General features: G+C 69.4%; 14 protein-coding genes and 1 pseudogene. 5 read left to right on the plus strand and 10 right to left on the minus strand.

Annotated features, from left to right (window positions below):
• Positions 1 to 9: 9 nt before the first annotated feature.
• Genes lgt through TthTMY_RS09210 form a run of 3 tightly spaced genes read right to left on the minus strand, consistent with a single transcriptional unit; the run spans position 10 to position 1,583 of the window.
• Complete coding sequence (gene lgt / locus TthTMY_RS09200; RefSeq protein ID WP_096412997.1) at positions 10 to 846, minus strand: prolipoprotein diacylglyceryl transferase; 837 nt, start codon at positions 844 to 846, stop codon at positions 10 to 12.
• Positions 846 to 1,103 carry a glutaredoxin family protein gene (locus TthTMY_RS09205; RefSeq protein ID WP_096411049.1) on the minus strand — a complete coding sequence of 86 codons (258 nt, stop codon included), beginning with the start codon at positions 1,101 to 1,103 and terminating at the stop codon, positions 846 to 848. Before TthTMY_RS09205 ends, lgt begins: the two co-directional genes overlap by 1 nt.
• A gap of 3 nt (positions 1,104 to 1,106) precedes the next feature.
• On the minus strand, positions 1,107 to 1,583 hold the full coding sequence (locus TthTMY_RS09210; protein WP_096411050.1) for a DUF456 domain-containing protein: 477 nt from the start codon (positions 1,581 to 1,583) through the stop codon (positions 1,107 to 1,109).
• A 63-nt stretch (positions 1,584 to 1,646) separates the two neighbouring features.
• On the opposite strand from TthTMY_RS09210, the gene TthTMY_RS09215 reads away from it, so the two are divergent.
• Complete coding sequence (locus TthTMY_RS09215; RefSeq protein WP_096411051.1) at positions 1,647 to 2,321, plus strand: DUF58 domain-containing protein; 675 nt, start codon at positions 1,647 to 1,649, stop codon at positions 2,319 to 2,321.
• On the opposite strand, the gene TthTMY_RS09220 is transcribed toward TthTMY_RS09215, so the two are convergent.
• From TthTMY_RS09220 to TthTMY_RS09235, 4 genes are read right to left on the minus strand one after another with little or no spacing between them, the layout of a single operon-like run.
• On the minus strand, positions 2,292 to 4,154 hold the full coding sequence (locus TthTMY_RS09220; RefSeq protein ID WP_096411052.1) for an aldehyde ferredoxin oxidoreductase family protein: 1,863 nt from the start codon (positions 4,152 to 4,154) through the stop codon (positions 2,292 to 2,294). The two genes, TthTMY_RS09215 and TthTMY_RS09220, sit on opposite strands and share 30 nt — an antisense overlap.
• Before the next feature lie 57 nt (positions 4,155 to 4,211).
• Positions 4,212 to 5,465 (minus strand): ABC transporter substrate-binding protein, encoded by a 1,254-nt coding sequence (locus tag TthTMY_RS09225; RefSeq protein ID WP_096411053.1) that lies wholly within the window; start codon positions 5,463 to 5,465, stop codon positions 4,212 to 4,214.
• 55 nt (positions 5,466 to 5,520) lie between these two features.
• Positions 5,521 to 6,714, minus strand: coding sequence for a carbohydrate ABC transporter permease (locus TthTMY_RS09230; RefSeq protein ID WP_223903205.1), 1,194 nt, complete (start codon positions 6,712 to 6,714; stop codon positions 5,521 to 5,523).
• Entirely contained in the window at positions 6,704 to 7,900 is a 1,197-nt protein-coding gene (locus TthTMY_RS09235) for a carbohydrate ABC transporter permease (protein WP_096411054.1), read from the minus strand. The genes TthTMY_RS09230 and TthTMY_RS09235 overlap by 11 nt, the downstream gene beginning before the upstream one ends.
• A 31-nt stretch (positions 7,901 to 7,931) precedes the next feature.
• Here TthTMY_RS09235 and tsaB point away from each other — a divergent pair, with 31 nt between their 5' ends.
• Entirely contained in the window at positions 7,932 to 8,480 is a 549-nt protein-coding gene (gene tsaB / locus TthTMY_RS09240; protein ID WP_096411055.1) for a tRNA (adenosine(37)-N6)-threonylcarbamoyltransferase complex dimerization subunit type 1 TsaB, read from the plus strand.
• 42 nt (positions 8,481 to 8,522) lie between these two features.
• Here the strand turns inward: tsaB and TthTMY_RS09245 are convergent, their stop codons facing one another.
• Both TthTMY_RS09245 and TthTMY_RS09250 read right to left on the minus strand, forming a co-directional pair.
• A complete protein-coding gene (locus TthTMY_RS09245) occupies positions 8,523 to 9,173 on the minus strand; it encodes a flavodoxin family protein (RefSeq protein WP_096411056.1) in 651 nt (216 codons plus the stop codon).
• A gap of 179 nt (positions 9,174 to 9,352) precedes the next feature.
• Positions 9,353 to 9,559: pseudogene (locus TthTMY_RS09250) on the minus strand (helix-turn-helix domain-containing protein); the annotation flags it as partial.
• A 123-nt stretch (positions 9,560 to 9,682) separates the two neighbouring features.
• On the opposite strand from TthTMY_RS09250, the gene TthTMY_RS09255 reads away from it, so the two are divergent.
• On the plus strand, positions 9,683 to 10,453 hold the full coding sequence (locus tag TthTMY_RS09255; RefSeq protein ID WP_223903206.1) for an SDR family NAD(P)-dependent oxidoreductase: 771 nt from the start codon (positions 9,683 to 9,685) through the stop codon (positions 10,451 to 10,453).
• Positions 10,454 to 10,519: 66 nt separating this feature from the next.
• Here TthTMY_RS09255 and TthTMY_RS09260 read toward each other — a convergent pair whose 3' ends face one another.
• On the minus strand, positions 10,520 to 11,062 hold the full coding sequence (locus TthTMY_RS09260; protein WP_096411057.1) for an NAD(P)/FAD-dependent oxidoreductase: 543 nt from the start codon (positions 11,060 to 11,062) through the stop codon (positions 10,520 to 10,522).
• 26 nt (positions 11,063 to 11,088) lie between these two features.
• On the opposite strand from TthTMY_RS09260, the gene TthTMY_RS09265 reads away from it, so the two are divergent.
• Positions 11,089 to 12,408, plus strand: a complete 1,320-nt coding sequence (locus TthTMY_RS09265; protein ID WP_096411058.1) for a PASTA domain-containing protein — start codon at positions 11,089 to 11,091, stop codon at positions 12,406 to 12,408.
• Positions 12,396 to 12,734 carry a YraN family protein gene (locus TthTMY_RS09270; RefSeq protein WP_096411059.1) on the plus strand — a complete coding sequence of 113 codons (339 nt, stop codon included), beginning with the start codon at positions 12,396 to 12,398 and terminating at the stop codon, positions 12,732 to 12,734. Before TthTMY_RS09265 ends, TthTMY_RS09270 begins: the two co-directional genes overlap by 13 nt.
• Position 12,735: the final 1 nt, after the last annotated feature.

Here is a 12,735-nt window from a genome sequence, read left to right on the forward strand (position 1 = left end):
CCTCTCATCTTAGCGCCGAGACGCCTCCCCCTTTAGCCGGCGCAGCATGTAGAGGGAGAGGAGGACGAGGGGCAGGCTCACCACCTGGGTGGCGGTGAAGAGGCCGATGCCGAGCTCGTCGTTGCGGTAGACGGGAAGCCACAAGGGGTTCAGGCGGAAAGGCTCCTCCAGCACGGAGCGGAGGACGCTGTACCAGAGGACGAACTGCCAGAAGGCGTAGCCGTAGAAGGGCCGCTTCCTAAGCCAGTAGAGGGAGAGGAAGAGGAGGATGAGCCCCACCACGGCCCCGTAGACCTGGGTGAGGTGCACGGGGCCCCGGAGGAGCTCGGCGCACCGGTAGACCTCGGAGATGTCGTCAATGCCGGGGCAGACCCCGGGAAAGCCCCTGGCCCACTCCGGCCAGGTGAAGCCGATGGGCAAGGTGGTGAGGCGGCCCACGGTGTCGGAGCCGTTCATGAGGTTGCCGATCCTCCCGGCGATGATCCCCAAGGCCACCCCCGGGGTGGCGGCGTCCAGGTAAGGCCACAAGGGGTAGCCCCGCCTCCGGTGGAAGTAGTAGAAGGTGAGGGCCCCCCCCAGGATGGCCCCGTGGAAGGAAAGGCCCCCGTGCCAGATGTAGAGGGCCTCGAGGGGGTTCTCCAGGAAGTAGCCGGGGGAGGTGAGGACGTACCCGAGCCGGGCCCCCACCACCCCAAAGACCACGGCCCAGAAGACCACGCGCTCAAAGGGCTCGAGGTCCCATCCCCAGGCCCTTAACCGGCGCCGGGCGAGCTCGTAGCCCAAGAAGATGGCCAGGGTGAGGAGGACCCCGTACCAGCGGATGGCGAGGGGGCCGATCTGCACCATCACCGGGTCCACGTTCCACCCCCCAGGCGCGCCGCAAGCTCCATAAGCTCCTGCTCGCCAAAGGCCCCCTCGAGGAGCACCTCCTCCCCCCAAAGGAGCACCGGGACGCGGAAGGTGTACCGGGCGAAGAGCTCGGGATCGCGGTCCACGTCCCGCCGCACGTAAGGAACCCCCAGGGCCCACAGGGCCCTCTCCGCCTTCTCGCAAAGCCCGCACCCTTCCCGGGTGACGAAGACCAGCTCCATGGCGGAAAGCATACGTCAAAAGATGGCCTTGAGGACCAGGACCCCCATGGCCAGGTGGACGAGGACCTTGGCCACCACCCCGCCCATGAGCCCCACCAGGGTCCCCCAAGCCGCCCGCAGCGCCTCCTCCGGCCGCCTCCCCGAGAGGTACTCAAAGAGCCAAGCGAGGAGGAAGGGGAGGACCAAGACCCCCACCACCCCGAAGAAGAGCCCCAAAACGCCCCCCAAAAAGGCCCCCCAAAGCCCCGCCCGTCCCGCCCCGTAGCGCCTGGCCCCCACCAGGGCGGCCACGTTGTCCAAAAGCATGGCGAGGAGGGCCAGGGCTCCAAGCCCAAGCCACGTCCCCAGGGAAAGCTCCCGGAAGCCCACGAGGAGCTCGTGCACCAGGGCCCCGAAGAGGACCACCAAGGTGGCGGGGACGAAGGGGAGGAGGGTGAGGAGGACCCCGAGGACCCAGAGGGCCACGAAGAGCCAGTCGGCGAAGGCGTCCACGGGACCGAGGGTAGCGGAAGGCGGGGTGAGAAGGGAAAGAGGCGGTAGAATGGCCCCACCGGCGTGGCCCGCTACCGCATCGCCACCAAGCCCTACCTCCCCTACCCCGGGGAGCGCCTGGCCCGGAGGAAGGGGCTTGGGGGGGAGTTTTACGAGCTCCGCCCCTACGCCCCGGGGGACGAGGTGCGGAGGGTCCACTGGCGGGCCTACGCCAAGACGGGAAGGCTTTACACCCGCCTGGAGACCGCCCCGGAAAGGGCCCGCTTCCGGATCTACCTGGACAGAAGCCCAAGCATGCGCCTCCACGGGAAGCTCCCCTACGCCGAGGAGGTGGCGGCCCTCCTCCTCAAGATCGCCCGCCAGGAGGACCCCCTGGCCCGCCTCGAGGGGGGAAGCCCCGAGGACCTCCGCCCCGGGAGGGGAGTCCTGGTCCTCGTCACCGACGGGCTTGACCCCCTCCCCTGGCCCAGGCTCCTCCCCAGGCGGGTGGTCCTGGTGCAGGTCCTCTCCCCCCTGGAGCTGGACCCGCCCCCCACGGAGGCCCTCCTCAAGGACGTGGAGACCGGGGAAACCCTCCCCGTGGGGCGGGAGGAGGTGGAGGCCTACAAGGAGGCCCTGGCCGCCCACCTCAAGGCCCTGCGCCTCCTCGCCCTCCTCCGGGGGCGCTACGCCCTCCTCCGGGTGGGGGAGCCTCCCCTTCCCGCCCTCCTACGCCAGGGCGTTCTGGAACTCCTCTAGGCCCAAGGCCCTAAGCCTTTCGGGGGCCACGCCCTCCTCCCAGCCCGCAAGCCTCCGGTAGGCCTTGACCGCCTCCCGGAAGGCCAGGGGGTCTAAGCGGGCCTCGAGGTTCCCCTGGCGGAAGGGCTGGAAGAAGCGCTCGGGAAGCCGGTCCTCCTCCGGGGAGATCCCCTCCCGCAGGTTGAAAAGCCGGGTGAGCTGGAGCGTCCTCTCCCCCACCGCAAGCATCTCCTCCGGGGAAAGCCGCCAGCCCGTGGCGGCGTAGAGGGCCTCCCGCCACTCCTCCGGGGTCCAGGGGACGAAGTCGCAGAGCACCAGGCTGTTCACGAACCCCCGCTCCCGGGTCTTGGTCCAGAGCATCCGGATCTTGGCCTCGGAAAGGTCCTCTATGGGCAGGGGCTGGAAGTCCTCCCCGTAGAAGCGGAGCTCCTTCAGGGCCCTCCCCTCCTTGGCGAAGGCGGTGTCGTGGAGGTTGTGGTTGTGGTCCGCCCCCGTGGGGCTCACCGCATACCCCACCCCCAGGGCCCGCTTGTACCGGGGGTCGTGCATGGGCACCTCCTGCCCCTTCACGTGCATGGCGAGCTCGGGGTGGCCGATGGCTTCAGCAAGGCGCCTCGCCCCCTGGGCGAGAAGCTCCCCAAGCCTCCCCTCCCGCCTCGCCAGCTTCTCTATGGCGGCGATGAGGGCATCCCCGTTGCCGAAGCGAAGCCCCAGGCCCTCGTCGTCCAAATAGCCCTTCTCCACCGCCTCCATGGCGCAGGCAATGGTCACCCCCACCCCGATGACGTCCAGGCCGTACTGGTTGCAGAGGGTGTTGGCCTTGGTCACGGCGTAGGGGTCGGTGACCCCGCAGGTGGAGCCCAAGGCCCCAAGCCCCTCGTACTCCGGCCCCCCGTACTCGGGGCGGACGTCGTACTTGCCCGTGCCCTCAATCTTCACCACCTGCTTGCAGCGGATGGCGCAGGCGTAGCAGGTGTCCCGGCCGATGCGGATGCCGAGGGCGTCCAGGCTGGTCCCGTCCAGGGCCTCGGCCCCCTCCAAAAAGCCATCCAGGAAGTTGTGGCTGGGGAGGACCCCCCGGAGGTTGAAGGGCTTCACCGTGCCCACGGTACCCATGGTGACGAGGCCCGCCGCCCGGTCCATGCGCTCCTTGGCCATGCGCCGGGCGAGCTCCTTGAGAAGGCCGGGGTCGTGGTAGGCGGGAAGGGTCTCCTTGTGGGCCCGGGCGGAGACCGCCTTGAGCCTTTTGGCCCCCATCACCGCCCCCAGGCCCCCCCGCCCGGCGAAGTGGGCCAGGTCGTGGATGACGTTGGCGGTGAGGACCCGGTTCTCCCCGGCGAGGCCGATCTGGGCCACGCGGGTGTTCCCCCCGTGGGCCTCCTTGAGGAGGGCCTCCACCTCCAGGGGGTCCTTGCCCCAGAGGTGGACCGCGGGGTGGACGGCCACCTCCCCTCCTTCCACGTGGAGGTAGACGGGGGCCTCCGCCTGGCCCAAGACCACGAGGGCGTCCAGACCCGCGTTCTTCAGCTCCGCCCCGAAGAAGCCGCCGCCCTCTGCGTCCCCGTACCCCCCGGTGAGGGGGCTCTTGGCGGCCACGGTGTTCCGCCCCGAGCCGGAGATGGGGGTGCCGGTGAGGACCCCGGGGGCGAAGACGAGGGCGTTCTCGGGGCCCAGGGGATCGGCCCCCTTGGGCACGTGCCTGAGGAGGAGGTAGGCGGCCAACGCCCTCCCCCCCAGGTAGCGCCGCCAGAAGGCCTCGCCAAAGCTTTCGTACCACACCTTCCCCGTGGAGAGGTCCACGAAGGCCACGCGGTCGTGATAGCCCTTGGGCATACCTAAAGCTTACCCCCGCCCGGGGGCCTTCGCCTCGGGCGGGGGTAAGGAAGAGGTTCAGCGGGTCTTGCCGGAAAGGAGGTCTTCCGCCAGCCTCTGGGCCTTGTCCAAGGCGGCCTTGGGGTCGGCCTTGTTGAGAATGGCCTCCTTGATGGCCTGGCCCAGGATGTCAAAGCGGATCTGCTCCCACTCCGCCAAGGCGGGCTCAAACTTGGCGTAGCGGCTTTGGCGCACGATGGTGGCGTAGTCGGGGTTCTCGGCAGCGTAGGCCTGGTAGACGGGGTCCTTGAGGGCCCCCTCGGTGACGGGCACGTAGCCCGTGGCCGTGGCGAAGACGGCCTGGGCCCTGGGGGAGAGGACGAACTGGAGGAAGTCCTTGGCCACCGCCTGCTCCTCCTTAGAGGCCTGGCGGAAGACCACCAGGTTCGTCCCCTGGACGAGGCCGTAGCCCGGCTGGCCCTTGGTCCGGCCCGGCAGGGTGGCCACCCCGAGGTCAAACTTGGCCCCCTGGCGGTAGTAGGTGTAGCCCGCGGAGGTGTCCACGCTAAAGGCGTAGGGACCCGAGCCCAGGTTCTGGTTGATGTAGCCGGAGGTGATGGCCTTGGCCCACCCCTCCTTGACCCCGTTTTGCAGGAGGGTGAGGGCCTCCACCGCCTCCTTGGAGTTCAGCACCAGCTTCCCGTCCTTGAGGTAGCTCCCGCCCAGGTTGAAGAAGAAGTAGGCGAAGGTGGAGGCGTCGGGCTGGAACCAGTAGACGGGGCCGCCCTCGGCCTGGGAAAGCCTCTTGGCGGTGGCCACGAACTCCTCGAGGCTCGCCGGCACCTTAGCCCCGTGCTTCTTCAGGAGGTCCTTGTTGTAGTAGAGGACCTGGATGCTCTTGTTGAAGGGCACCCCGTAGACCACGCCCCCGAAGCGCACGGCGTTCAGGAAGCTGAGGTTCACCCCTTGGAGCCTGACCCCCAGAGCCTCAATGGGCAGAAGGGCTTTGGCCTCGAGGTAGAGGGCGATGTTGTTCTCGTAGGCCTGGGCCATGGCCGGAACCTTCCCGGCGGCGAAGGCCGCCTTGATCTTGGTGGAAAGATCCCGGTACCCCCCCTGGGGCACGGGGCGGACGCACCGCCCCTGCTGGCCCTTGTTGAACTCCACCACCAGGTTCTCCAAGGCGGTCTTGGGGGCCCCCCCGGTGAAGCCGTGCCAGAGCTCGGCCACCACCTTGGCCTTGGCGCACTGCTCCTTGATCACGTCCTCCGGCTTGGCCTGCTGGGCGAAGGCCACGCCCAGCGCCGCCACCAGCAAAAGCGCCTTCTTCATACCCTCATACCTCCGGGGAAAGTATACCCTGCCCCCCGTCAGGGCCCCGTCAAGCTCACTTCAGCCCCGTGCGGGCGATCCCCTGGATGAACTGCCGCTGGGCCACGAAGTAGCCCAGGACCACGGGGGCGATGACGAAGGCACTCGCGGCCATCAAGGCGCCGTAGTCCGAGCCCGCCTCGGAAACGAAGGCGAGGAGCCCAAGCTGCACCGTGCGCATCTCCGGGCTTTGGGTGACGATGAGGGGCCAAAGCAGGGCGTTGTAGGCCCCGAGGAAGGTGAAGATCCCATAGGACACGAGCCCCGGCAGGCTCAAGGGCAAGGCGATGCGGAAAAGCTGGGTGAGGTAGCCGGCCCCGTCAATCCTGGCGGCGTCAAAGAGGTCCTGGGGAAGGGAGAGGTAGAACTGCCGCAGGAGAAAGATGCCGAAGACCGAGGCGAGCCAGGGGACGATGAGGGCGTAGTAGGTGTCCAGCCAGCCCAGCCGGGCGAGGAGGACGTAGTTGGGGATGAGGAGGACCTCCCCCGGGACCATCATGGTGGCCAGGATGAGGACGAAGACGGCCTCCTTTCCTGGGAAGGGGATGCGGGCCAGGGCGAAGGCGGCCAGGGCGGCGAGGAAGAGGCCCACCGCCACCTGGACGGAGGCAGTGAAGAAGCTCACGAAGAAGTACCGGCCCCAGGGGGCGGCGTCCCAGGCCTCGAGGTAGTTGTGGAACACGTACCCCAAGGCCCCGGGCACCGCGTTCACCCACTCCAGCCGCCAGTACTCCCCCTGGGAGCGGAGGGCGTCCGGGGGCAGGGGGGGCTCCAAGGGCACCCCCTTGGGCCAGAGGACCACCAGGGGGACCCGGCGGAAGCCGGCCTCCCCCGTGTTGGTGAGGCGGACCCACCACCCCCCCTCCCCCCGGGCCACCTCCACCTTGGTCCCGTCCGCCACCGGGTCAAAGAAGGCCCCCGGGGAGCGGGGCACGAGGGCCCTCGGGGGAAGGCCTTCAGGGCCCGGGAAGAAGAGCTCCGCGCTCCTTCCGGGACCGAGGCCTCCCCAAAGGGGGCTATCCCCGAGCCTCGCCGCCTTGAACCAGTTCGCGGGCTTGATGCGCTCCGGCACCCACACCGGCTGGGCCTGCAGGGCCTCCTGGGGGCTTTTGAAGCTGGTGGCCAGCATCCAGTAGAAGGGGAAGGCCATGATCCCCCCGCCCACCAAAAGGACCAGGTGCACCCCGAGGAGCGAAAGCCTAAACCTCATAGTTCACCCGCCTCTCCAGAACCCGGCGCTGGACCAGGGTGAGGGCCAGGATGATCAGGAAGGTGACCATGGCGATGGCGCTGGCGTAGGAGAAGTCCGAGTCGCGGAAGCCCTTGTTGTAGAGGTAGAAGGCCAGGGTCAGGGTGTCCTGCAGCACCCCGCCCGTGGGGGTGAGGACGTAGACCTGGGTGAAGACCTGGAAGGCCCCGATGAGCCCCAGGGTGAAGAGGAAGAAGGTGGTGGGCGAAAGGAGGGGCCAGGTGATGAGGCGGTGGCGCTGCCAGAAGGTGGCCCCGTCCAGCTCCGCGGCCTCGTAGTACTCCTTGGGGATGGCCTGGAGCCCCGCCAGGAGGATCACCACCTGGTAGCCCAAAAAGTGCCATACGCTCATGGCCATGACGGCCACGAAGGCCAGGCTGGGCCCGGCCCAAAACCCCTGGACCTCTATCCCCAAGGGCCGGAGGAGGAGGGCGAAGACCCCGGTGGGGGTGTTCAGCCAGTCCAGGCCCGGGGTGCGGAGGAGCCAGTTGAGGAAGCCGAACTCCGGGTGGTAGATCCAGCGCCACACGGCGGCCGCCGCCGTGAGGGCGGTGATGTAGGGGAGGAAGAAGAGGGTCCGGTACAGCCCGAGGAAGGCCACCCGGGTGTTGAGGAGGATGGCCACGAAGGTGGCGAGGAGAAGCCCGGTGGGCACGGTGAAGACCACGTACCAGAAGGTGTTGCCCAAGGCGCGCCAGAAGAGGGGGTCCTCGAGGAGGATCCGGTAGTTCTGGAGCCCGGCGAAGGCCGCGGGCCTGAGGAAGTTCACCCGGTCAAAGAGACTGAGGTAAAAGGCGTAGAGGGTAGGAAAGACCTGCCACACCAGAAGGAGGGCGAGGGCCGGCCAAACCAGGGCCCAGCCGTAGAAGGCGGCCTGGGCCTTCTCCGGAAGGGTCCGCCCCAGGGCCAAGGCGGCGCCCAAGGGCCCGAGAAAGGCCAAAGGCGGGAAAAGAGGGGCCAAAAGCCCGAGGGCGAGGGGCACGGCCCGCCACCCTCCCCAAAGGAGCCCCCAGAGCGCAAGGGGGAGGTACCCGGCCCACAGGCCCCACGCCGCCCAGGCGGGGAGAAAGCCCAGCCTCTGGGCGTAGAGGCCGAGGGCGAGGAGCACCCCCACGCCCAAGATCCCGTGCAGGGGATAGGTCCTCATTCCCTGCCGGAGTATAGCAGGAGGCCCTAGGATGGGGAGGATGTGGACGCTGGTCCTGGACACGGCCACCCCTTACCTCTCCCTGGGGCTCTTCCAGGGGGAGGCGGGGGTAGGCCGGGTCAAGCGGGTGGAACGGCGGCACGAGGAAGTCCTCTTCGGCCTCCTGGAGGAGGTCCTGAGGGAGGTTGGGGTCGGGCGCGAGGAGATCGGCGCCCTGGTCTTGGGCGAGGGGCCGGGCTCCTACACGGGCCTGCGCATCGCCTTGGCCGCGGGCCTCGGCCTCGCCCAGGCCCTGGGAGCCAGGGTCTATGGGGTGAGCTCCCTCCTCGCCGCCTCTTGGCCCTTCCTTCAGGAAGGGGAGCCCCTCACCCCCCTCTTCACCGCTAGAAACGGCCTCTTCTACGGGGCCACCTACACCCTGGAAGGGGGAAGGCCCAAGGAGGTGGCCCCCCCGAGGAAGCTCAAGGCCCAGGAGCTCCCGCAGGAAGGCCGCCTCCTCCTGGACCCTCCCCCCGACCCCCGGGCCCTCTACGAGCTCCTCCCCTTCGCCCACGAGGGGGTGGAGCCCCTCTACCTCTGAACCGGGAAGGCCCGTGCCGGCGCAAGCGAGCCCAAGGCGGCCTCAGTCCCCCGCGGCCCTCGAGGCGGGCGCCCGGTAGAGGTGGCTCGGCAAGGGCTCCTGGAAGGAGCTCCCCCGGAGCCTCTCCGCCATCAGCACCAGGTTCTCCCCGGCGATGCGGGCGTCCTCCAAAAGCTCGGGGTTTTCCCTCAAGCGCCCCACGCCCCGATGGTGGGCGTAGACCAGGCCCAAGGGGGCGAGGACGAAGCCCATGTAGGAGAGGGGCAGGAGCATCTGGGCGAGGGCCTGGCTCGCCCCTTCCTCCTCCGCCACCGCCAGGAGGGCCATGGGCTTGCCCAGGTTCAGGAGGCCCTGGTTCTCCATGGAGGTCATCCGCTCCAGGAGGGCCTTCATCCGGGAGGAGACGCTGAACCAGTAGACGGGCGTGGCGAAGACCACCGCGTCGGCGGAAAGGATCCGCTCCGCCACCTTGCCAAACCCGTCCCAGGGCCCCTGGACGCAGGTTTCCGGCCCGCAGGAAGCGGGATCCACGGAGTAGTTGCCGGCGCAGAGGGGAAAGGGGTGCCGCACCAAATCCAGGCGCTCGGTGGTCGCCCCCTTGCGCCTGGCCGCCTCCAAAACCTCGTCCAAAAGCTCCGCCGTAAACCCGTCCGTCCTTGCCGATGCGTTCACGCCGAGGACGTGTAGGCCCATAAATATCACCTTCGCACTAAACCTCTTTTAGTTTACATCGCTCACCCGCCGTTGTCCAGCCCATGTAATCGGTCAACACATCTGAGACTGGGGGACCAACTCCTCTTGCATCTTAGCCAAGAACTCCAAAGGCGCCAGCCCCCCCAGGGCCATGTGGGGCCTGCGGTGGTTGTAGTAGGTTTCCGCCAGCGGTAGTAGGTGGCCCGGCTGATTCCCACAAGCTCCTGGATTTCGGACCAGCCTACCCCATGCCTCCTAAACGCCTCTACCTGTTTGAGCTTGCGCAGCCGTTCCTGGACCAGGGGATCGCCGGCCCCCGCCGTCCCCAGCTCCTGGGCCTTCCTCGCTCCTCGCCAAATCGCTTTGCCAACCGTGGTAAGCTGCACCTGGGGGACTTCCTTCCGGAGTCGGTCCCCCTCTTTTTATCCCACCCTAGAGTCTCACATGTGTCTGTCCGGGTTCAGGGCCCCCCTCTTGACGGGGGGACTTGGGGGGAGAATCCTTCGGGTATGGGCCTTTTCGCTGGCAAGGGGGTGCTGGTGACCGGAGGGGCCCGGGGCATCGGCCGGGCCATCGCCCAGGCCTTCGCCCGGGAGGGGGCCTTGGTGGCCCTGTGCGACCTCCGCCCGGAGGGGAAGGAGGTGGCGGAGGCCATCGGGGGAGTGTTTTTCCAGGTGGACCTCGAGGACGAGAGGGAGCGGGTGCGCTTCGTGGAGGAGGCCGCCTACGCCCTGGGCCGGGTGGACGTTCTGGTCAACAACGCCGCCATCGCCGCCCCCGGCTCGGCTCTCACGGTGCGGCTTCCCGAGTGGCGCAGGGTGCTTGAGGTCAACCTCACCGCCCCCATGCACCTTTCCGCCTTGGCCGCGCGGGAGATGCGGAAGGTGGGCGGTGGGGCCATCGTCAACGTGGCCAGCGTGCAGGGGCTTTTCGCCGAGCAGGAGAACGCCGCCTACAACGCCTCCAAGGGGGGGCTTGTGAACCTCACCCGCTCCCTGGCCCTGGACCTCGCCCCCCTCCGCATCCGGGTGAACGCGGTGGCGCCCGGGGCCATCGCCACGGAGGCGGTCCTGGAGGCCATCGCCCTCTCCCCGGACCCGGAGAGGACCCGGAAGGACTGGGAGGACCTCCACGCCCTGAGGCGCCTGGGGAAGCCCGAGGAGGTGGCGGAGGCCGTCCTCTTCCTGGCCTCGGAGAAGGCCAGCTTCATCACCGGGGCCATCCTGCCCGTGGACGGCGGGATGACGGCGAGCTTCATGATGGCGGGGCGGCCGGTGTAGGCCCCCACCGGGGCGAGGGGCCGGATGGCCCTCGCGGAGGCTTGGGAGGCCCGAAGGGCTTGGGGGCTACACGGCGTGGTCCTTGTAGGGCTCGCCCCGCAGGTCGGAGACCAGGTGGACGGCCACGTAGGCCCCGTCCCCGGCGCTGATGATGGCGTGGCCCGGCACCTTGCCGCGGGCCACGCCGGCGGCGTAGACCCGGGGGTAGCTGGTCCGGCCCCCTTCGTCGGTGTCAATGTAGGCGCCGCGGCGGGTCAGCCCGAGGAGGCTCGGGAGGGTGGGGTCCTTGTGGGTGCAAAGGAGCAGGCGCTCCGCCTTCTCCACCCCTTCCTCGGTCTCCACTTCAAAGACGCCGCCCATGTCCCGCACCCCCTTCACCACCCCGGGGCGGACCTCGGCCCCGTACCGGCGGGCGTGGGCCTCGAGGCGGCGGAGGAGTTCTTCGCCGGAAGGCTCGTCCAGGAGGCCGGGGTAGTTGGGCACCCGGCTCACGCCCTTGACCTTGGAGCGGCCCCCGTCCAGGACCAGGACCTTAAGCCCGGCCCTGGCCAGGAAGAGGGCGGCGGAAAGCCCCGAGGGGCCACCTCCCACCACGATCACGTCCCACATACCGCCCGTAGTATAATCGGCCCCGCATGCTCTTGGACGACCGCTACCCCGTTCTGGAGACGCTGGAGAGCCGGGACGGGGTGACCCTCTACCGGGTGGAGGGGGGGCTGGTCTTCTCCTTTGACGTCCGCACGCCCCAGGACAAGGACCGCTTCTACCGCTACCGGGCGGCGATACGGCGCCTGGAGGAGCTCGGCCTCCTCGAGGCCCAGGTCTCGGCCAAGCCGGGGCGGTACTACGCCTTCTTTCCCGAACGGCCTCTGAGCGGGCGGCGCCCTCCTAAGGAGGTCCTGGCCGCTTTGGCCCCCTTCGGCTTCGGGCCGGAGCACGTGGCCATGGGGGAGGACGGGGTGGCCTACCTCGCCCCCTGGCCCCTCCGCCCGGGGGCCGCGAGGCGGGGCCGGGGGGGGTTTTGGTCCCGGGTGGCCCCGGGGCTTTTCCTCCTGGGCCTGGGCCTCCTCCTCTTGGCCCAGGGGCTTGACCGCTACTTCAACCCTCCCGAGTACGTGGTCCCCGACCTGGTGGGCAAGACCGCGCGGGAGGCTTTCCTTCTCCTCCGGGATACGGGGCTTGGCCTGGAGGTGGAGGAGGGGAACGACCCCTCGAGGCCCAAGGAGGTGGTGCTGGAGCAGGACCCCCCGCCCGGCACCCGCCTCCGGGCCGGGCGGGTGGTGCGCCTGGTCCTGAACCAGGCGCGGCTCGTGCCCGTCCCCGACCTCCGGGGCCTCCCCAGGGCGGAGGCGGAGGACTGGCTTTCAGGACTCGGCTTCCAGGTGGGGCGGGTGGCCGCGGTGGAGGCCGAGGAGGCGGCGGGGACCGTCCTCGCCACGAGCCCCCCTGCGGGGACGCCCATGGCCTACGGGGCCCGGGTGGACCTCCTGGTGGCGGGGGAGCGGTCCGGGGAGACGGTGGTCGTTCCCCGGCTCGTGGGCCTGAAGCGGGAGGACGCCCTCTTCCTGTTGAACGCCGCGGGGCTTTTGCCCCAGGTGGAGGAGGTGCCTTCGGGGGCGCCTGAGGGCCTGGTCCTGGCGCAGGTGCCGGGGCCGGGGGAGGCCGTCCTTTCCGGAAGCCCGGTGCGGCTTAGGGTGGCGGTCCAGGGGGCGGTCCAGCTGCCCGAGGCCTTCCCCGGGACCCCCCTCCGCTCCGTGGTTTTGGCCCTGGACCTGCCCCCCGAGGCCCAAGGCCGGCAGGTGCGCCTCCTCCTCGTGGACGCCCGGGGGGCCCAGGTGGTCTACGAGGGGCCGGGAGAGGAGGGCCTGAGGCTTTCGGGGACCTACCAGGTCCTGGGGGAGGCCCGCTTCCGCCTCTATTTGGACGGGGAGCTTTTCCAGGAGTGGGCGCCTTGAGGGGAAGGTGGGCCGAGGAGGAGGCCCTGCGCTTCCTCCTCGGTAAGGGTTACCGCCTCCTTTGGAGGAACCGCCGCACCCCCTTCGGGGAGGTGGACCTCTTTCTGGAAAAAGACGGGGTCTACGTGGTGGTGGAGGTGAAGCAGCGGGCCTCCAGCCGCTTCGGCGCCCCCCTGGAAGCCATCACCCCGGGGAAGGTGCGGAGGCTTCTCCAAAGCGCCCGCTTCCTCCTGGGCCGGGACGACCTGCCGGTGCGCCTCGAGGCCGTCCTCGTCCACGGCACCCCAAAGGACTTCCGCCTGGAGCACCTTGTGCTGGAGCTCTAGG

The organism is Thermus thermophilus, from assembly GCF_019974155.1.
Classification (GTDB): domain Bacteria; phylum Deinococcota; class Deinococci; order Deinococcales; family Thermaceae; genus Thermus; species Thermus thermophilus_C.